The sequence below is a fragment of the Salmonella sp. GDC200615 genome (genome assembly GCF_050574145.1).
Taxonomy (GTDB): Bacteria; Pseudomonadota; Gammaproteobacteria; order Enterobacterales; family Enterobacteriaceae; genus Salmonella; species Salmonella enterica.
Genome location: NZ_CP192248.1, coordinates 14,987 through 33,244, shown reverse-complemented (window position 1 = coordinate 33,244; position 18,258 = coordinate 14,987). Strand labels below are relative to the sequence as shown.

General features: G+C 52.8%; 20 protein-coding genes and 1 pseudogene. 12 read left to right on the top strand and 9 right to left on the bottom strand.

All coding sequences use genetic code 11. The features are described 5' to 3' along the window. Window positions 1-34: 34 nt before the first annotated feature. The 5 genes from ACQ29O_RS22800 (at window position 35) to ACQ29O_RS22780 (ending at window position 4,195) form a co-directional block, all read left to right on the top strand. Window positions 35-886: a hypothetical protein gene (locus ACQ29O_RS22800; protein ID WP_000595210.1), complete on the top strand. Its 852-nt coding sequence runs from the start codon at window positions 35-37 to the stop codon at window positions 884-886. A gap of 458 nt (window positions 887-1,344) precedes the next feature. Beyond that, window positions 1,345-1,731: a hypothetical protein gene (locus tag ACQ29O_RS22795; RefSeq protein WP_001077336.1), complete on the top strand. Its 387-nt coding sequence runs from the start codon at window positions 1,345-1,347 to the stop codon at window positions 1,729-1,731. A 177-nt stretch (window positions 1,732-1,908) separates the two neighbouring features. After that, entirely contained in the window at window positions 1,909-3,636 is a 1,728-nt protein-coding gene (locus tag ACQ29O_RS22790) for a DUF7146 domain-containing protein (protein ID WP_000122922.1), read from the top strand. Next, window positions 3,623-3,901 (top strand): hypothetical protein, encoded by a 279-nt coding sequence (locus tag ACQ29O_RS22785; RefSeq protein WP_000268337.1) that lies wholly within the window; start codon window positions 3,623-3,625, stop codon window positions 3,899-3,901. Before ACQ29O_RS22790 ends, ACQ29O_RS22785 begins: the two co-directional genes overlap by 14 nt. A 72-nt stretch (window positions 3,902-3,973) precedes the next feature. Continuing rightward, window positions 3,974-4,195, top strand: a complete 222-nt coding sequence (locus ACQ29O_RS22780; RefSeq protein ID WP_000714163.1) for a hypothetical protein — start codon at window positions 3,974-3,976, stop codon at window positions 4,193-4,195. Window positions 4,196-4,376: 181 nt separating this feature from the next. On the opposite strand, the gene ACQ29O_RS22775 is transcribed toward ACQ29O_RS22780, so the two are convergent. The 4 genes from ACQ29O_RS22775 to intI1 all read right to left on the bottom strand — a co-directional run bounded on the left by ACQ29O_RS22775 (window position 4,377) and on the right by intI1 (window position 10,302). Continuing rightward, window positions 4,377-5,381: an IS110-like element IS5075 family transposase gene (locus tag ACQ29O_RS22775; RefSeq protein ID WP_000427619.1), complete on the bottom strand. Its 1,005-nt coding sequence runs from the start codon at window positions 5,379-5,381 to the stop codon at window positions 4,377-4,379. Between the two features lie 78 nt (window positions 5,382-5,459). Next, entirely contained in the window at window positions 5,460-8,432 is a 2,973-nt protein-coding gene (locus tag ACQ29O_RS22770) for a Tn3 family transposase (RefSeq protein WP_001138073.1), read from the bottom strand. Between the two features lie 2 nt (window positions 8,433-8,434). Continuing rightward, complete coding sequence (locus tag ACQ29O_RS22765) at window positions 8,435-8,992, bottom strand: recombinase family protein (protein WP_001162012.1); 558 nt, start codon at window positions 8,990-8,992, stop codon at window positions 8,435-8,437. Window positions 8,993-9,288: 296 nt separating this feature from the next. Further along, a complete protein-coding gene (gene intI1 / locus ACQ29O_RS22760) occupies window positions 9,289-10,302 on the bottom strand; it encodes a class 1 integron integrase IntI1 (protein ID WP_000845039.1) in 1,014 nt (337 codons plus the stop codon). A 351-nt stretch (window positions 10,303-10,653) separates the two neighbouring features. On the opposite strand from intI1, the gene ACQ29O_RS22755 reads away from it, so the two are divergent. The 6 genes and pseudogenes from ACQ29O_RS22755 (at window position 10,654) to ACQ29O_RS22730 (ending at window position 15,239) form a co-directional block, all read left to right on the top strand. Continuing rightward, window positions 10,654-11,310, top strand: a complete 657-nt coding sequence (locus ACQ29O_RS22755; RefSeq protein WP_000361704.1) for a quinolone resistance pentapeptide repeat protein QnrVC4 — start codon at window positions 10,654-10,656, stop codon at window positions 11,308-11,310. Window positions 11,311-11,566: 256 nt separating this feature from the next. After that, complete coding sequence (locus ACQ29O_RS22750; RefSeq protein ID WP_015243636.1) at window positions 11,567-11,899, top strand: quaternary ammonium compound efflux SMR transporter QacF; 333 nt, start codon at window positions 11,567-11,569, stop codon at window positions 11,897-11,899. A gap of 88 nt (window positions 11,900-11,987) precedes the next feature. Then, window positions 11,988-12,542, top strand: a complete 555-nt coding sequence (aac(6')-Ib, locus tag ACQ29O_RS22745) for an AAC(6')-Ib family aminoglycoside 6'-N-acetyltransferase (RefSeq protein ID WP_022631510.1) — start codon at window positions 11,988-11,990, stop codon at window positions 12,540-12,542. A 214-nt stretch (window positions 12,543-12,756) separates the two neighbouring features. After that, window positions 12,757-14,016: a chloramphenicol efflux MFS transporter CmlA5 gene (locus tag ACQ29O_RS22740; protein ID WP_012300772.1), complete on the top strand. Its 1,260-nt coding sequence runs from the start codon at window positions 12,757-12,759 to the stop codon at window positions 14,014-14,016. A gap of 264 nt (window positions 14,017-14,280) precedes the next feature. After that, window positions 14,281-14,472 (top strand): annotated as a pseudogene (locus ACQ29O_RS22735) (hypothetical protein); the annotation flags it as partial. A gap of 62 nt (window positions 14,473-14,534) precedes the next feature. Continuing rightward, the gene (locus ACQ29O_RS22730) at window positions 14,535-15,239 is read left to right on the top strand and encodes an IS6-like element IS26 family transposase (protein WP_001067855.1); all 705 of its coding nucleotides are present in this window, start codon (window positions 14,535-14,537) and stop codon (window positions 15,237-15,239) included. Window positions 15,240-15,452: 213 nt separating this feature from the next. Here ACQ29O_RS22730 and ACQ29O_RS22725 read toward each other — a convergent pair whose 3' ends face one another. Both ACQ29O_RS22725 and ACQ29O_RS22720 read right to left on the bottom strand, forming a co-directional pair. Further along, the gene (locus tag ACQ29O_RS22725) at window positions 15,453-15,950 is read right to left on the bottom strand and encodes a hypothetical protein (RefSeq protein WP_000062185.1); all 498 of its coding nucleotides are present in this window, start codon (window positions 15,948-15,950) and stop codon (window positions 15,453-15,455) included. A 2-nt stretch (window positions 15,951-15,952) separates the two neighbouring features. Next, complete coding sequence (locus tag ACQ29O_RS22720) at window positions 15,953-16,441, bottom strand: DUF1643 domain-containing protein (protein ID WP_001273096.1); 489 nt, start codon at window positions 16,439-16,441, stop codon at window positions 15,953-15,955. Window positions 16,442-16,537: 96 nt separating this feature from the next. Here ACQ29O_RS22720 and ACQ29O_RS22715 point away from each other — a divergent pair, with 96 nt between their 5' ends. Next, window positions 16,538-16,873, top strand: coding sequence for a hypothetical protein (locus tag ACQ29O_RS22715; protein ID WP_000683476.1), 336 nt, complete (start codon window positions 16,538-16,540; stop codon window positions 16,871-16,873). 14 nt (window positions 16,874-16,887) lie between these two features. Here the strand turns inward: ACQ29O_RS22715 and ACQ29O_RS22710 are convergent, their stop codons facing one another. From ACQ29O_RS22710 to ACQ29O_RS22700, 3 genes are read right to left on the bottom strand one after another with little or no spacing between them, the layout of a single operon-like run. Next, entirely contained in the window at window positions 16,888-17,358 is a 471-nt protein-coding gene (locus ACQ29O_RS22710; protein WP_001281821.1) for a hypothetical protein, read from the bottom strand. Then, window positions 17,351-17,722 (bottom strand): hypothetical protein, encoded by a 372-nt coding sequence (locus tag ACQ29O_RS22705; RefSeq protein WP_000516916.1) that lies wholly within the window; start codon window positions 17,720-17,722, stop codon window positions 17,351-17,353. The genes ACQ29O_RS22710 and ACQ29O_RS22705 overlap by 8 nt, the downstream gene beginning before the upstream one ends. A gap of 10 nt (window positions 17,723-17,732) precedes the next feature. After that, window positions 17,733-17,927, bottom strand: a complete 195-nt coding sequence (locus tag ACQ29O_RS22700) for a hypothetical protein (RefSeq protein ID WP_000343597.1) — start codon at window positions 17,925-17,927, stop codon at window positions 17,733-17,735. Window positions 17,928-18,258: the final 331 nt, after the last annotated feature.

The following is an 18,258-nucleotide window of genomic DNA, read 5'->3' as shown; positions in this document are numbered from 1 at the left end:
GATGGTGTCTCCCTCTGAAATTAAGGAGATACCAATGATTAAACAGCATTTTCAAAACGAACTGGTTAAGTGTGGATACCCGGATGATCTGACGATTGAGTACAGTCTCGGATACTGCCAGGGGGATGGCGTAGCCTTCTACGGGGATTTGAGCGTTGATGACGTCAAAGCTCTCATGAATCGCCTATTCAGCACTGAGCCCGGCCAAGTGGATGCTGTCAGCCGCGTGAAGAACCTGATGGCACAGAAAGACATTGAGAATATGCTTTCTGTCCTCCGCGAATATGGTTCCTGTGACCTGTCCATTACTCGGAATAGTCACGGGCATCACTACAGCCATTGGAACTGCATGAACATCGACGACAACGTGGACTTCACAGGGATCTTCCCTGATGATGATTCCATGATTGGCACCGGCATTGAAGGGATTAACCAGGATATGGTCGAGCGCTGGCAAGACCTCTGGGAACGCTTTGTGCTGGAGCTGGCGGATGATGTAAAAAGTCTTTCCAAGAAGCTCGAAGCGGACGGGTACTCGCTGATCGAGGCCTCTCCATGCGAAGATGAAGTGGTTTGGGAACGGGCCACTGAAAACTACCTGGTGCGTGTTACTGAACTCCCTGAGCGGGATTTCGATATGGGCCACTGGGATGACGAAGTAAGAGACCAAACAATTTGTTCTATCCTGGAAGGGAAAGAGCGAGTGCTTGGCCTACGTGTTGAGGTACTCTCTCGTGAAAACGAGATTGTCCTGGGTGAAGAGAGTCTGCACGGCTTGACCGTTGCCAGTGATGACAAGAGCTACGCTGGCTACAGACGAGAACTTCTCCGGGGAGCTATCCAGCAAACCAGGGACTTTTTCTCTCGCCACCTCAAAGCGGCATAACAAGGCAGGGGGAAACCCCTGCTTTACTTCCCAAGTCTTCTTACTCATGGTGAATACCATCAGTAAGCAGATTTTGTTCTCTTCGGAGAGCGAAAAGTGCGATAGCTGGTCGCCAAAAACAAACAGCAAATTAACGTTAATTTATTAATCCCTGCGGGAGTCTATCTCCTGCTGGAGATACCTCCCGTTATTTCTGGAGGTATCCATGAACAAATTCCAAGACTTTAAGTTGGTTTATCGTCAAGGTGGTCGTCGCTTAGAGCGTGTCTTTACGGACACTCTTTACGCGAATGTGAAGCGTGTCGCTGACTCGTTTCCTCCGACCGTTCTTTGGCGCATTCAGCCAGCGTAAAACTCGGAACCTTAAAGCTCGGCTTTGGCCGTGACCTTTCAATAACCCATGCGGGTACACTTCCCCGCACGGGGTAGGTGTACCCATTAACTTTGGAGTACACCTTATGAACCAAGTAGCTAAATTGGACCTCGCCCAAATCCGTCAACAAGCCATCAATGATGGTCTGCTGGTGGACCAATCTTCCATCGGTAAACAAGCTGGTTTCCTGACCAATGTGGCAGTGACCCCGGCAATTGTCGATGGAGTATTTGGTGCAGATGGTAAGCACTCGGTAGAAGACTTCCTTTTCATGTTTTTGCAGCTTTGTGTTGCTCAAACAAAGGTCGCTTTTACCGACAACAAGAATTGGGGAAAGATTCGTCTTTATTACCCCATGCCCACTGTAGATGGCTTTTTCAAACCCACTGAGGTTGTGATTAAGTCAGATCCTGTAACCGCAGATGTCACAATCATGATGGCCTCGGAAGAGGGCGCTCATTTGTGCTTGTGATATTCACAAAATTCGCCTCCGTTTCGGGGGCGACCTTTTTAAACCCCTCGCCGGGGAGAACTCCCCGGCTGGGGAGCCTCCTTGGCACATTCTCCCGGTGTCGGGGTTTCCTTAAAACCCTGGCGACGGGGGTTTAAGGAAGCCTCGATGCTGGGGTTCACGCTAAGGAGAAAACCTATGTCTTACTACAAAGCTGACACCGTTCGTGAAGCTGCAAACGGAAACTGGCTATTCATCCTGGCGGCCCTAGCGCCCCATCTTGAACCAGCTCTCCGTAAACCTGGTCGTCATGTTTCTTGTCCTATCCACGGCGGGAAAGATGGCTTCCGACTGTTCAAGGATGCCCACCTGACTGGTGGCGGCGTATGCAATACATGCGGTGCCAATCATGATGGTTTTGAGCTGCTGATGTGGCTCAATAACTGGGACTTTAAACAGTGCCTGAGCGAGGTTGGTGATTATCTGGGCGTTGAGAAAGAGCAACCCCAGTATCAACAAGCCGCTGCACCGACACGAGCTCCTGTCCAGGCCAAAGCGCCTGTTCAGCAAGAGCCTATGAAGGTGAATAACAAGGTTCTCGATTCCAAGAATCGTAAAAAATCCATTGCCGGTACTCTGATTGCCCACGGTAAAGCTCCTTATGAGCATAACGAAGACAACGAGCTCAGCTACTTTGCCTTCATCCGTGACAAGAGCGGTTTGGAACGCACCATCTGGGGCGTGGATCTTGAAAGAGCCATTGGTGAAAGTGAAGCCAAGTATGGGGATGAGATCGTCATGACAAACCTCGGGCGCGAGCCTGTAACTGTCGTCGTTGAAGTTAAGGACGAGCAGGGGAATGTTGTGAGAGAACAACCTATGCAAACGCATCGCAACACCTGGCTGGTGGAACGTCGCGGCGCTACGGTAACGCAGTTCCGCGCTCGCTCGAACGGTGGTGTTGAGCCGGTGAGTCACCATGTTGAGTCGGCCCCTGTGGTCAACCGCAAGGTAGAAACTCCGGCACCGCAAGTACAACCTGCGGCCACACAACCGGAAGAGCAAAGCAGCGAAAATAAGCCGAAAGTTGTTCCGATGTTTCGTGAACAACCTAAGCCTTGGTTGCTTGAGCTCCAAGAAGAAATGGAGAAGAGAATGGAGCGCGAACGCGCTTACAGTGCTCGTCTCCGTGAGAAAATCGAGAAGGTATGGAACGAGTGTTTGCCGTTCTCCAGTCATGTGACTGAGCCAATGCGTCTGTACTTCAAAAACCGCGAGCTGCTGTTCAAAGTTGATGAAGTAGAAAAAACAGACTGTCTGCGGTTCAATCCGGCTATGGCCTACTACGACGAAGATGGCAATGAAGTTGGGAAATTCCCGGCTATCGTCTGCGCTATCCGAGATGTGGAAGGCAACCTGGTAACGCTCCACCGCACCTATCTCACCCAAAACGGTAAAAAAGCCAAGGTCGGCAACGCCAAAAAGATGATGCCCATTCCTGACGGTTTGGATGTCAATGGCGCGGCCATCCGCCTCGGTGAACCGACTGAGGGTATCCTGGGTGTTGCAGAAGGGCTGGAAACAGCTCTGTCAGCTTATCGAGTCACTCAAATCCCGGTTTGGTCAACGGTCAATGCCACCCTAATGGAGTCCTTCGAGGTTCCAGAAGGTGTTCACACCGTACTGATCTGGGCTGACAAAGATAAGTCTGTGACTGGGGAGAAGTCAGCGAACGTGCTGAAAGCCAAGCTGGAGAAGCGCGGCATTCGTGTGTACGTCCTGCTGCCTAAGCTCCCGATCCCGCCCAGAGCGAAAGGGATTGACTGGAACGATGTCCTGATGAGTCAGGGAAGCCTCGGTTTCCCGAATGCTCGCTACCTGCGCGATTTCATTGCGAGAAGGAGAGCTGAGTATGGCCGTCATTGATGTCTCGAAGGTTGATACAACGCCTGGTAACGACGCGGTGTGCCCCTTCTCTCCCCCTGAGGGGTGGGAGGGGGACTCTGCGGCCTACGTTGAGCTTATGCGGTCTCGGTATCGTCATCTGATGCACGGCCAGAGAATGATGGTGACAGCCTCCTTCGCAAGAAGGGAGCCTATCCAAGTTACTGGCCCGTTTGCTGATGAAGCGACGAAGATCATTAACTCAATGAAGATGAACAAGGCGAAGCCAACAGCTTTGTCTGCCTAAAACTTTAACCCTGAGGGGGTGTTCATGCCCTCTCAGGCATGATTCGCCTCCTCTTCAACTATGGAGGTAATCATGAAAAAGTTTTTGCGTATTAAGACGTGGTTTGTGCGTCTTTTCTCTCCTGACAAGAAGACTCTGGGAGCTATCGGTGAAGACCTGCGTAAGGTCGCCGTAACAGCCATCGGTGTCGGTATTGTAGGGGTCGTCTCAGAAAACGGAATCTATGGTCACTCCCGTTTTTGCAACACCGATTTTGACGACAAGTTGGCTTGCTTGAATCTATCCGGCGTCTGAATGGGATTTTATTCCCGCGCCTCGATGAGTTCCGCGCCTGATGAACCTCCAGAAAATATACGGCTTCAATGAGCCTTTCCGTTTTACAGGTTCCTCAACAGGCCGGTGGGCCGTTAGTATCATCAATATCAGTATTCGCAAAACCAGATGAATGATTGTTTAAACTGGTGTATTTCTGCCTTTATGCTTCGTAAGTTTGCTGTCGCGCCGTCAGTGCCCAGGCTATTCTGGCCAGCTTGTTTGCCAGAGCACAGGTGACGACAAAGTTGCTTTTCCGACACAACAACTCCCTGACCCAGTCGGCCAACTTGCCAGACTGGTGTTCCAGTTTTTGTATGAATACCCTGGCACACTGAACCAACAAAGTTCGGATCTTTTTGTTGCCCCGCTTGCTAATCCCTAACAATGTCGTCCGACCTCCCGTGCTGTACTGTCGGGGTACCAGCCCTGTTGCCGCCGCAAAGTCACGGCTGCTGGCGTACTGCTTCCCGTCGCCAATCTCAGTTGAAATAGTACTGGCAGTCAGCGTTCCAACGCAGGGAATACTCAGCAAGCGCTGTCCAACCTCATCTTCGTCCAACTTTCGTTTCAACTGAGATTCCAGATCTTTAATCTGCTCAACAAGATAGTGATAATGCTGTTGTAATTTCAGCAGTAACTGGCTGAGATAAAGAGGCAAACTACTGTCCTCAAGAAGGGTACTCAGTCGACTAATAACGGCAGCACCTCGCGGAACGCTGATACCAAATTCCAGCAGAAAAGCATGCATCTGATTAGTTGTTTTCACCTTATCCTGAACCAGGGATTCACGGACACGATGCAGAGCTCGCATTGCCTGCTGAGATTCGGTTCTGGGCTGCACGAAACGCATAGATGGACGTGATGCTGCTTCACAGATAGCTTCAGCATCAACGAAGTCATTTTTGTTGCTTTTAACGAATGGGCGGACAAATTGCGGTGATATCAGCTTTGGAAAATGCCCTAACTCTTCCAGCTTGCGTGCCATAAAGTGAGAACCGCCACAGGCTTCCATCGCGATGGTTGTTGCCGGGCATGTCGCCAGAAATTCGATTAGCTTTGGTCGGGTGAATTTTTTACGGTAAACGGCCTTCCCACGATGATCCTGACAATGAATATGGAAAGAGTTCTTACCCAGATCGATACCAATAAGCGCAATGTTTTCCATGATGGTTCTCCGAATGAAAGCCTGTCCTCAGCATAGTACCGGGAAGGAGGGAGTGACCATCTCATTAAATAAAGCACGCTAAGCCGGTGGCAGCGGTCGCAATGGCCTAAACTTCCCCGCACCGACCTTGGCGCTGCTGCGCCATAGGTAATCGCCGGTCAGGTTGATGTGCTCCCACCCCAGCGGCGACAGATATTGCAACAATGTGTCGTCCAGCGCCGTGCCGTTGCCACGCAAAGCACTGGTGGCACGCTCCAGATATACCGTGTTCCACAACACGATGGCCGCCGTCACCAGATTGAGGCCGCTGGCCCGGTAGCGCTGCTGCTCAAAACTGCGGTCGCGGATTTCACCCAATCGGTAGAAGAAGACCGCCCTGGCCAGCGCGTTGCGCGCCTCGCCCTTATTCAGCCCCGCATGGACGCGGCGGCGCAGCTCCACGCTTTGCAGCCAATCCAAAATGAACAGCGTGCGCTCGATGCGCCCCAGCTCGCGCAACGCCACGGCCAAGCCGTTCTGGCGCGGGTAGCTGCCGAGTTTGCGCAGCATCAGCGAAGCCGTTACCGTGCCTTGCTTGATGGAGGTGGCCAGCCGCAGAATTTCATCCCAATGGGCGCGTATTTGCTTGATGTTCAGCCTGTCGCTGCTAATCATCGGCTTGAGCGCGTCATAGGCGGCATCGCCCTTGGGGATGAATAGCTTGGTTTCGCCCAAGTCACGGATACGCGGCGCGAAGCGAAATCCCAGCAAATGCATCAAGCCAAACACGTGATCGGTGAAGCCTGCCGTGTCGGTGTAGTGTTCCTCGATGCGCAAGTCCGACTCGTGGTACAGCAGGCCATCAAGCACGTAAGTTGAATCACGAATGCCCACGTTGACCACCTTGGCACTGAAGGGCGCGTACTGGTCGGAGATATGGGTGTAGAAAGTCCGTCCTGGACTGCTTCCATACTTCGGGTTGATATGACCAGTGCTTTCTGCTTTGCTGCCGGTTCTGAAGTTCTGGCCGTCCGACGATGACGTGGTGCCGTCACCCCAGTTGCCGGCGAAGGGTTGCCGAAACTGCGCATTCACCAGCTCGGCCAGCGCCGTCGAATAGGTTTCATCGCGGATGTGCCAGGCTTGCAGCCAAGACAGCTTGGCGTAGGTGGTGCCAGGGCAGGACTCGGCCATTTTGGTCAGACCCAGGTTGATCGCGTCGGCCAGGATCGTCGTCAACAGCAAGGTTTTGTCCTTGGCCGTGTCGCTGGTCTTCAGGTGTGTGAAGTGGCGGGTGAAGCCCGTCCATTCATCGACCTCCATCAGCAACTCGGTGATTTTGAGGTGCGGCAGCAGCATAGCTGTCTGGTCGATCATGGCTTGCGCGGCGTCTGGTACTGCCGCGTCCAGCGGCGTGATCTTCAGGCCTGACGCGGTGGTGATGATGGCATCCGGTAAGTCGTTGGCCGCAGCCATGCGGTTGACTGTGGCGAGTTGCGCCTCCAACAATTCCAACCGGTCATGCAGGTATTGGTCGCAGTCGGTGGCCACTGCCAGCGGCAATTCGCTGGCCAGCTTCAAAGTGGCGAACTTCTCGACCGGCACCAGGTATTCGTCGAAGTCCTTGAACTGGCGAGAACCCTGCACCCAGACATCACCGGAGCGCAGCGCGTTCTTCAGCTCCGACAGGGCGCATAACTCGTAGTAACGCCGGTCGATGCCGTCGTCGGTCAGAACCAGCTTTGCCCAGCGCGGCTTGATGAATGCGGTTGGCGCATCGGCGGGCACCTTGCGCGCGCTGTCGCTGTTCATGCCGCGCAGCATGTCGATGGCATCGAGCACACCCTTGGCGGCGGGCGCAGCCCGCAATTTGAGCACGCCCAGGAACTGCGGCGCGTAGCGGCGTAGCGTGGCATAGCTTTCACCGATGTGGTGCAGGAAATCAAAGTCGGCAGGCCGCGCCAATGTTTGCGCTTCGGTGACGCTGGCGGCGAAGGTGTCCCAGGGCATAACGGCCTCGATGGCGGCGAACGGATCGCTGCCGCTTTGCTTGGCCTCAATCAACGCTTGACCGATGCGCCCATACATCCGCACCTTGTCGTTGATCGCCTTGCCGGAAGCCTGGAACTGCTGCTGATGCTTGTTCTTGGCCGCGTTGAACAGCTTGCCGATGATGCGATCGTGAAGGTCGATGATTTCATCGGTGACGGTGGCCATGCCTTCGATGGCCAGCGCTACCAGCGTGGCATAGCGTCGTTGCACCTCGAACTTTGCCAGATCAGCAGGCGTCATCTGGCCACCTTCACGAGCGATTTTGAGCAGGCGGTTCTGGTGAACCTGCCGCTCGATGCCTGCGGGCAGATCAAGTGCTTGCCAGGATTTCAGGCGCTCAATATGTTCGAGCATGTGGCGAGAGTTCGGTTTGGCAGGCGACTGGCGCAGCCATGCCAGCCACGTCACTTTACTGCCGTCCTTGCGCTTGAGAAGTTCGTCCAGGCGCTGACGGTGGGGTGATAACAAAGAATCGGTCAGCGCCGCGTAAATGCGTCGGTTGGCACGGGTGATGGCCTCGGCGCTTGCGCGCTCGATGGCATTCATGGCGGGCAGGATAATGCTCTGCCGCCGCAGATTCTCGACAAGTGCGCTCGCCAGCACGATGCCTTTGTCGGTCTGCAAGGCCAGCTCGGTCAATGTATGCACGGCTTGCCGATAGTGGCTCATGGTGAAGGGCTTGAACCCAAAAACCGTTTGCAGCTCGACCAAGTGCTCCCGCCGTGTCTGTTCGCGCTGGCCGTACTCGCTCCAACTTTCCACTGGCATCTTGAGTTGCGCGGCCACCATGCGCAACAGGGGCGGAAACGGAGGCTCATCGACGCCCAAAAAGGTGCCAGGGAATCGCAAGTAGCAAAGCTGCACAGCGAAGCCCAATCGATTCGCGGCGCCGCGACGCTGACGGATCACCGACAGGTCGGTTTCGTTGAACGTGTAGTGCCGTATCAGTTCGTCTTTGGCATCTGGCAGTGCCAGCAGGCTTTCGCGCTCGGTGGCGGACAGGATTGAGCGGCGTGGCATGGTCAGTCTTCCCGCAGGTACTGGTACAAGGTTTCGCGGCTGATGCCGAAGTCACGGGCCACCAAGGTTTTTTGGTCGCCTGCCGCAACTCGCCGTTTCAACTCGGCAATTTGTTCGCTGTTCAGCGATTTCTTTCGTCCCCGGTAGGCACCGCGCTGCTTGGCCAGCACGATTCCCTCGCGCTGACGTTCGCGGATCAGGGCGCGCTCGAACTCAGCGAAGGCTCCCATGACCGACAGCATCAGATTGGCCATCGGTGAGTCCTCGCCGGTGAACTTCAGCCCTTCTTTGACGAACTCCATGCGCACGCCCCGTTGTGTCAGCCCTTGGACGATGCGGCGCAGGTCATCAAGGTTGCGTGCCAGCCTGTCCATGCTATGCACCACCACGGTGTCGCCCTCGCGGACGAAGGCCAGCAGCCTTTCCAGCTCGGGACGCTGGGTGTCCTTGCCAGAAGCCTTGTCGGTGAACACCCGCGCCACCTGAACACCCTCCAATTGCCGTTCCGGGTTCTGGTCGAAGCTGCTGACGCGGACATAGCCGATGCGTTGACCTTGCAAGATGCCTCCAAAGGCAAAAGTGTCAGGATGAAATCTATTACCTTTGACGGAATATGTCAATCAATAGGAAATTTAACTCTATTCTGACATCGTTTGTCGTTTTCAGAAGACGGCTGCACTGAACGTCAGAAGCCGACTGCACTATAGCAGCGGAGGGGTTGGATCCATCAGGCAACGACGGGCTGCTGCCGGCCATCAGCGGACGCAGGGAGGACTTTCCGCAACCGGCCGTTCGATGCGGCACCGATGGCCTTCGCGCAGGGGTAGTGAATCCGCCAGGATTGACTTGCGCTGCCCTACCTCTCACTAGTGAGGGGCGGCAGCGCATCAAGCGGTGAGCGCACTCCGGCACCGCCAACTTTCAGCACATGCGTGTAAATCATCGTCGTAGAGACGTCGGAATGGCCGAGCAGATCCTGCACGGTTCGAATGTCGTAACCGCTGCGGAGCAAGGCCGTCGCGAACGAGTGGCGGAGGGTGTGCGGTGTGGCGGGCTTCGTGATGCCTGCTTGTTCTACGGCACGTTTGAAGGCGCGCTGAAAGGTCTGGTCATACATGTGATGGCGACGCACGACACCGCTCCGTGGATCGGTCGAATGCGTGTGCTGCGCAAAAACCCAGAACCACGGCCAGGAATGCCCGGCGCGCGGATACTTCCGCTCAAGGGCGTCGGGAAGCGCAACGCCGCTGCGGCCCTCGGCCTGGTCCTTCAGCCACCATGCCCGTGCACGCGACAGCTGCTCGCGCAGGCTGGGTGCCAAGCTCTCGGGTAACATCAAGGCCCGATCCTTGGAGCCCTTGCCCTCCCGCACGATGATCGTGCCGTGATCGAAATCCAGATCCTTGACCCGCAGTTGCAAACCCTCACTGATCCGCATGCCCGTTCCATACAGAAGCTGGGCGAACAAACGATGCTCGCCTTCCAGAAAACCGAGGATGCGAACCACTTCATCCGGGGTCAGCACCACCGGCAAGCGCCGCGACGGCCGAGGTCTTCCGATCTCCTGAAGCCAGGGCAGATCCGTGCACAGCACCTTGCCGTAGAAGAACAGCAAGGCCGCCAATGCCTGACGATGCGTGGAGACCGAAACCTTGCGCTCGTTCGCCAGCCAGGACAGAAATGCCTCGACTTCGCTGCTGCCCAAGGTTGCCGGGTGACGCACACCGTGGAAACGGATGAAGGCACGAACCCAGTGGACATAAGCCTGTTCGGTTGGTAAGCTGTAATGCAAGTAGCGTATGCGCTCACGCAACTGGTCCAGAACCTTGACCGAACGCAGCGGTGGTAACGGCGCAGTGGCGGTTTTCATGGCTTGTTATGACTGTTTTTTTGTACAGTCTATGCCTCGGGCATCCAAGCAGCAAGCGCGTTACGCCGTGGGTCGATGTTTGATGTTATGGAGCAGCAACGATGTTACGCAGCAGGGCAGTCGCCCTAAAACAAAGTTATGTGTTTTTCTTGCAAGCGCCATGATTAATCAAAACTTTTTTCTAGCCATGCGGCATGGGTGAATTAAAAAACAGTGCCTTAGAGCGTCAATTTGGTACCTTATTTTTGCGATTTTAAGTGGTTGTAAGTTGCTGTTTTTAAGGTGTTTATTTTTCTTGAGAACTGGTTGGTAAATGTTAGTCTTCGACTCAAATAGAAAGAGGGCTAGAAAATGGATAAAACAGACCAGTTATATGTACAAGCAGACTTTTCACATCAAGACATGAGTGGTCAGTATTTTAAAAATTGCAAATTTTTCTGCTGTTCCTTTAAACGAGCGAACCTCCGCGATACACAATTTGTAGATTGTTCTTTCATTGAACGAGGTGAATTAGAGGGGTGTGATTTTTCTTACTCGGATCTTAGAGATGCATCTTTTAAAAACTGCAGTCTTTCAATGTCGTATTTCAAAGGTGCAAATTGTTTTGGTATCGAGTTCAGAGAATGCGATTTAAAGGGTGCCAATTTTGCTCAAGCTAGCTTCATGAATCAGGTATCGAACAGAATGTATTTTTGTTCAGCTTATATAACAGGTTGTAATCTTTCATACGCCAACTTTGAAAGGCAGTGTATCGAAAAGTGTGATTTGTTTGAGAATAGATGGATTGGCGCAAATCTGAGTGGTGCATCATTTAAAGAGTCTGATTTAAGTCGGGGAGTATTTTCTGAAGGGTGTTGGAGCCAGTGTAGGTTGCAAGGTTGTGATTTGAGCCACTCGGAGTTGTATGGTTTAGACCCTCGGAAAGTTGACCTTACAGGTGTAAAAATCTGTTCGTGGCAGCAAGAACAACTTTTAGAGCAATTAGGTTTAATAGTAGTTCCTGACTAAATTTGATGGTTTGAACACACACATAACAAACGCCTCAAGAGGGACTGTCAACGCGTGGCGTTTCCAGTCCCAATGAGCTGTGGTGGTTACGGCTGTTGTGTTTGGGTTTAGTGTCATGCGTTGCCAGCCCCTTAGGCGGGCGTTAGATGCCAGATTTGGCGTTGCGTATGCTCACAGAAAATCGATAGCCGCAAGACTGTTTTTGGCAACTCATAGCCACTACAATTTCTCCTTCATACCGTAGAGGAGATTGCGCGTGAAGAACTGGATATTTCTGGCTGTTTCAATCTTTGGCGAGGTCATCGCAACTTCCGCACTGAAGTCTAGCCATGGATTCACTAGGTTAGTTCCTTCCGTTGTAGTTGTGGCTGGCTACGGGCTTGCGTTCTATTTCTTGTCTCTCGCGCTCAAGTCCATTCCGGTCGGTATTGCTTACGCTGTATGGGCTGGGCTTGGCATCGTGCTTGTGGCAGCTATTGCTTGGATTTTCCATGGCCAAAAACTAGACTTCTGGGCGTTCATTGGCATGGGACTTATCGTCAGTGGCGTCGCCGTTCTAAACCTGCTATCCAAGGTCAGCGCACATTGACCGGGTTGGCATCTAACAATTCATTCAAGCCGACGCCGCTTCGCGGCGCGGCTTAATTCAGGCGTTAGGCATCACAAAGTACAGCATCGTGACCAACAGCAACGATTCCGTCACACTGCGCCTCATGACTGAGCATGACCTTGCGATGCTCTATGAGTGGCTAAATCGATCTCATATCGTCGAGTGGTGGGGCGGAGAAGAAGCACGCCCGACACTTGCTGACGTACAGGAACAGTACTTGCCAAGCGTTTTAGCGCAAGAGTCCGTCACTCCATACATTGCAATGCTGAATGGAGAGCCGATTGGGTATGCCCAGTCGTACGTTGCTCTTGGAAGCGGGGACGGATGGTGGGAAGAAGAAACCGATCCAGGAGTACGCGGAATAGACCAGTCACTGGCGAATGCATCACAACTGGGCAAAGGCTTGGGAACCAAGCTGGTTCGAGCTCTGGTTGAGTTGCTGTTCAATGATCCCGAGGTCACCAAGATCCAAACGGACCCGTCGCCGAGCAACTTGCGAGCGATCCGATGCTACGAGAAAGCGGGGTTTGAGAAGCAAGGTACCGTAACCACCCCAGATGGTCCAGCCGTGTACATGGTTCAAACACGCCAGGCATTCGAGCGAACACGCAGTGATGCCTAAGTCAAACGTTGGGCGCACAATAAGGCTCCTCGCAGAGTTGCTTGAAAGTTGTTACGATTCAAATTCAATCATGAGATAGTCAGCAGATGAGCACTTCCAAGAACGCAGACAAGTAAGCCGCAGCAACCTTCATTTTTCGGTTGTTGCGGCGTTCTCATGAATCCTTTTGCTCTACGGGAGCGCCGCCAAATCCTTTGTTCAAGGAGATGGTTTCGTGCGCTCAAAAAACTTTAGTTGGCGGTACTCCCTTGCCGCCACGGTGTTGTTGTTATCACCGTTCGATTTATTGGCATCACTCGGCATGGACATGTACTTGCCAGCAGTGCCGTTTATGCCAAACGCGCTTGGTACGACAGCGAGCACAATTCAGCTTACGCTGACAACGTACTTGGTCATGATTGGTGCCGGTCAGCTCTTGTTTGGACCGCTATCGGACCGACTGGGGCGCCGCCCCGTTCTACTGGGAGGTGGCCTCGCCTACGTTGTGGCGTCAATGGGCCTCGCTCTTACGTCATCGGCTGAAGTCTTTCTGGGGCTTCGGATTCTTCAGGCTTGTGGTGCCTCGGCGTGCCTTGTTTCCACATTTGCAACAGTACGTGACATTTACGCAGGTCGCGAGGAAAGTAATGTCATTTACGGCATACTCGGATCCATGCTGGCCATGGTCCCGGCGGTAGGCCCATTGCTCGGAGCGCTCGTCGACATGTGGCTTGGGTGGCGGGCTATCTTTGCGTTTCTAGGTTTGGGCATGATCGCTGCATCTGCAGCAGCGTGGCGATTCTGGCCTGAAACCCGGGTGCAACGAGTTGCGGGCTTGCAATGGTCGCAGCTGCTACTCCCCGTTAAGTGCCTGAACTTCTGGTTGTACACGTTGTGTTACGCCGCTGGAATGGGTAGCTTCTTCGTCTTTTTCTCCATTGCGCCCGGACTAATGATGGGCAGGCAAGGTGTGTCTCAGCTTGGCTTCAGCCTGCTGTTCGCCACAGTGGCAATTGCCATGGTGTTTACGGCTCGTTTTATGGGGCGTGTGATACCCAAGTGGGGCAGCCCAAGTGTCTTGCGAATGGGAATGGGATGCCTGATAGCTGGAGCAGTATTGCTTGCCATCACCGAAATATGGGCTTCGCAGTCCGTGTTAGGCTTTATTGCTCCAATGTGGCTAGTGGGTATTGGTGTCGCCACAGCGGTATCTGTGTCGCCCAATGGCGCTCTTCGAGGATTCGACCATGTTGCTGGAACGGTCACGGCAGTCTACTTCTGCTTGGGCGGTGTACTGCTAGGAAGCATCGGAACGTTGATCATTTCGCTGTTGCCGCGCAACACGGCTTGGCCGGTTGTCGTGTACTGTTTGACCCTTGCAACAGTCGTGCTCGGTCTGTCTTGTGTTTCCCGAGTGAAGGGCTCTCGCGGCCAGGGGGAGCATGATGTGGTCGCGCTACAAAGTGCGGAAAGTACATCAAATCCCAATCGTTGAGAGAATGTGGCAAGCTATCGCCCAACAAATCGCTGCAGCCGACCCAAAACCGCTACGCGGTTTCGGTCGGCTGAGCTCAGGCGTTAGGCCTCGCCGAAGCGAAAGATCGCTACTTGAAGTGTTGACGCCTTTGTTTTAAAGTTTCGCGTCTATCTTTCTGATTTTGTTAAAAAATCAGACTTTGATTAATCATGTTAGACGTCAGAGGTATTTTGACTTAAACGCCTCTGAGGTCGAATTAACGTTAGCCACCAAGAAGGTGCCATGAAAACATTTGCCGCATATGTAATTATCGCGTGTCTTTCGAGTACGGCATTAGCTGGTTCAATTACAGAAAATACGTCTTGGAACAAAGAGTTCTCTGCCGAAGCCGTCAATGGTGTCTTCGTGCTTTGTAAAAGTAGCAGTAAATCCTGCGCTACCAATGACTTAGCTCGTGCATCAAAGGAATATCTGGCACTGTTGCAAATAGTCGGTGGTGATAAACTTATCATCCCCTTTTGCTGATGGAGCTGCACATGAACCCATTCAAAGGCCGGCATTTTCAGCGTGACATCATTCTGTGGGCCGTACGCTGGTACTGCAAATACGGCATCAGTTACCGTGAGCTGCAGGAGATGCTGGCTGAACGCGGAGTGAATGTCGATCACTCCACGATTTACCGCTGGGTTCAGCGTTATGCGCCTGAAATGGAAAAACGGCTGCGCTGGTACTGGCGTAACCCTTCCGATCTTTGCCCGTGGCACATGGATGAAACCTACGTGAAGGTCAATGGCCGCTGGGCGTATCTGTACCGGGCCGTCGACAGCCGGGGCCGCACTGTCGATTTTTATCTCTCCTCCCGTCGTAACAGCAAAGCTGCATACCGGTTTCTGGGTAAAATCCTCAACAACGTGAAGAAGTGGCAGATCCCGCGATTCATCAACACGGATAAAGCGCCCGCCTATGGTCGCGCGCTTGCTCTGCTCAAACGCGAAGGCCGGTGCCCGTCTGACGTTGAACACCGACAGATTAAGTACCGGAACAACGTGATTGAATGCGATCATGGCAAACTGAAACGGATAATCGGCGCCACGCTGGGATTTAAATCCATGAAGACGGCTTACGCCACCATCAAAGGTATTGAGGTGATGCGTGCACTACGCAAAGGCCAGGCCTCAGCATTTTATTATGGTGATCCCCTGGGCGAAATGCGCCTGGTAAGCAGAGTTTTTGAAATGTAAGGCCTTTGAATAAGACAAAAGGCTGCCTCATCGCTAACTTTGCAACAGTGCCTTTTCAACACAAGCGTGATCATCGGTGCATCCGCACCCTATACATTTAGCAGTGAGCATAAGCGCCTCCCCAAGTAAATTAACAACATCATAGTATCATTATGTGATGCTGTAAATATTAAAAAGAAAGCGGCCATAGCCGCCCTTCCGAAGTAATTTTCCTTAGTGGTTGTCTTGGCCCTGTTTCCAAGCGACGAATGCCTGCACTAGCGGTACGCCATCATCACTCAAGGCATTCCCTTCTATCCATCCGCCTCGTATGACGACAGACTGCCCTGATTCCAAGCCAAAAGGTTCCCACTCAGAAGCCACCGGGGAACCGTCCACCAGCAGGTCGAGATCTTCAATCCATTTATCCCGGCCATCCAGAGTTTTCCAAACTGAGTCATCGACCCAAAAGGCCTTGATTTGTTCTGGTGTGGCATTGGTCCAATCGTTGTCTTTCCCGTCAGCAAGTGAAAGTACAGAGTCAACCGTTTGCTGCCAGTTCGGCCAATCTTCTTCGACAACAACGCAAGTAAGCGAGCTCTTGCCATTTGCTCTGCGGCCATCATCAACCTTCCGGATCAGCCTTTCCAGTGTCGCCAGCTCCTCATCGCAGAGCACGGCCTGTGCATCGCTTATCTTTGCCACGAAGTAACGTGCTTCAAGCATCGACATAATTATTTTCCTCCCCAGGGCACAAGTTTTGTCGAATATCCAAGCATTAGTGGGTGCTTCGGGTCCCCCGAACCAGTCACGCCAAATGCCAATACCGGCTTCCCAGATGCAACGAGCTGCTCTAAAAGCCTGTCCAAATGAACATGCAAAGACTTAGGCAGCTTAGTTCGGCTCCCCCAGCAGGGCACCAAGACATCAGCATCCCGAATAATCCTTTCCAAGTGGATTTCATTTTCAGGCCCGACAGGATCAACCGCCGTAGCCAGCTCTCGAACGTCGGTCGCCCGAAAAGCAAAAGCATTACCGACTATGAATCGCCTCCCTCCGTTGACCTTGGTAAACCCTATCCACTTTCTGACCGTGTGATCGTCCTCGGTGGCCGTGGCCGTAGAGCCGTTTACACCAAAATAACCGAACACAAGGCCTTCGGGTTGCACATCCCTTTCCAGACGGTATCTGTACATGCCGCACTTGCTGATAATTGCACTCAAAGTGTCACCTCTTTTTGAATGAAAAATGCCCTTTCACAGTTGCATTTTTTAATGCTGTGATAGGATAAAAGTGTAAGTTGAAAAGGAGAGATGACCATGAAACATGTACTGAATATCGCGCTGATGGCTGTTGTTATTCTTGGCCTGGCTATGCTTGAGGCCACCAACTGGGGTTACGCAGTGCTGGCTATCCCGGCAGTGATTTGGGCCAAGTCGGTGCTCAACCTTCTGCACAAACTGCCGGTTCTGGCTGCTGCTTTTTGGATTCTGGTTGCTGTTTTCGCGTGGCAAGCGGCACTTGTTGGTATCCTGTTCTATGGCGTACTTGCGACCCCTAAAGCGCCAGCAAACACCAATGGCAAGAAAAGCCGAAAAGCCAATCTGATGGGCACTTACAGCTACGACTTTAAAACCGGCGAATGCTTTAGCTAAGACTGGCTCCACGGTTATTTCTCCTCAGCCTTCCTGATGGGCGCTCTCAGCGCTCTCAGGACAGCTTCTTCAAGAGCTGCGGCCCCTGCCCTATCACGTCGCTTTGTTAATGCCCCATATTGCTTCCTGATGGGTAGCATCAGCTCTTCGAGTTCATTGCGCTTCCTATCGTCGGCTTCAAGTTTCTCGCTTCGCGCCAAGGCTTCGGCTTGCTCGCTTTTTGCTTGCCACTCTATCTTGTCGCCTTGCACTTCCCATGCTTTAACGTAATGAGCATCATCCAGACCTTTTGCTCCGTTGTCCGAAAACGAGGCCCCTGAGTAAATGCCACCGACAACCCAGCGCCTTTTGCTTTTTCCCTTTGAGAAATACATCTCACGGCCTAAAACACCATCGCGCAAAGTGGCTACCGAGATAAATAGCCCAGCGTCCCCTTTCCTAAAGCCGCAGAACACAAACTCAAGCGGTTCGTATAAATCACTCATGCTGATCACTCCGAAGAACAGACAAGACCTTCTCAGCTCGCTCCTGGAGGTCTATGAGTTCGGCAGCATCATTACCGCTCAATGACATGTCCCCGCCATAGAGGCGATACTCAACGCTGTCCATCGCCTGGCGAAGCAATCCTAGAAGAGCATTCACGTTTGCCGGTGTTGATAGGGCGACGGCTTCACCTTTCAGCTCACGTCCATTAAATTCCGACCACTCGGCTATGCCTGTCAGTTCGCAACAATTTGAGCAGGACATACTGGCAACATTCTGGGGATCGTCTGGACAGTGTTCATTGATGACAAAGTTCATCTCGTCACTGCCGCACTTTCCACAAATGATGTGTACTTTTTTGCCCATGCTGCTGCCCTTAGTGGAGAGTCTGCTCTTCCACAACAATCATCCCGTCAACCAAGCTGATTGTGGCGGGACCGCAGTTACCCAGCACCTCAGCTTTGACTCCGTTGTTCAACGCGACATAAAGCCGTCTCGCCCCGTTGGTGACGCGGATGCCTTTCTGGTCGAGTTGTTCAAGCATTTCTTCGTAGGTAATTTTTTCGTCCATCAGTTCTCCTCAGCAAGGATCTCGTCGATGAGGTTCTTTGCTATCAATCTGGCATCCAAAGGGACAGCCAGGCTGTCAATTCTGCCTCTTTCATGGGCAACAATGAGTTGCGCCTTCCAAGCTATCCCGGAAAGAGAAGCATCAGGTTCTTTACCTGAGCTTCTCATACATCTTGCGTTTCGGTACGCCGCCAGCCACTCAGGTCTGGTTGAGTTATAACGCCCAAGGCCAGCTTTTCGTTGGAAGCACATTCATCGCGCACCTTTACAGATTCATTTTATGATACTGTAAACAATAAAAAGACACCTTGCAAGACTTTCACATGTGAAAG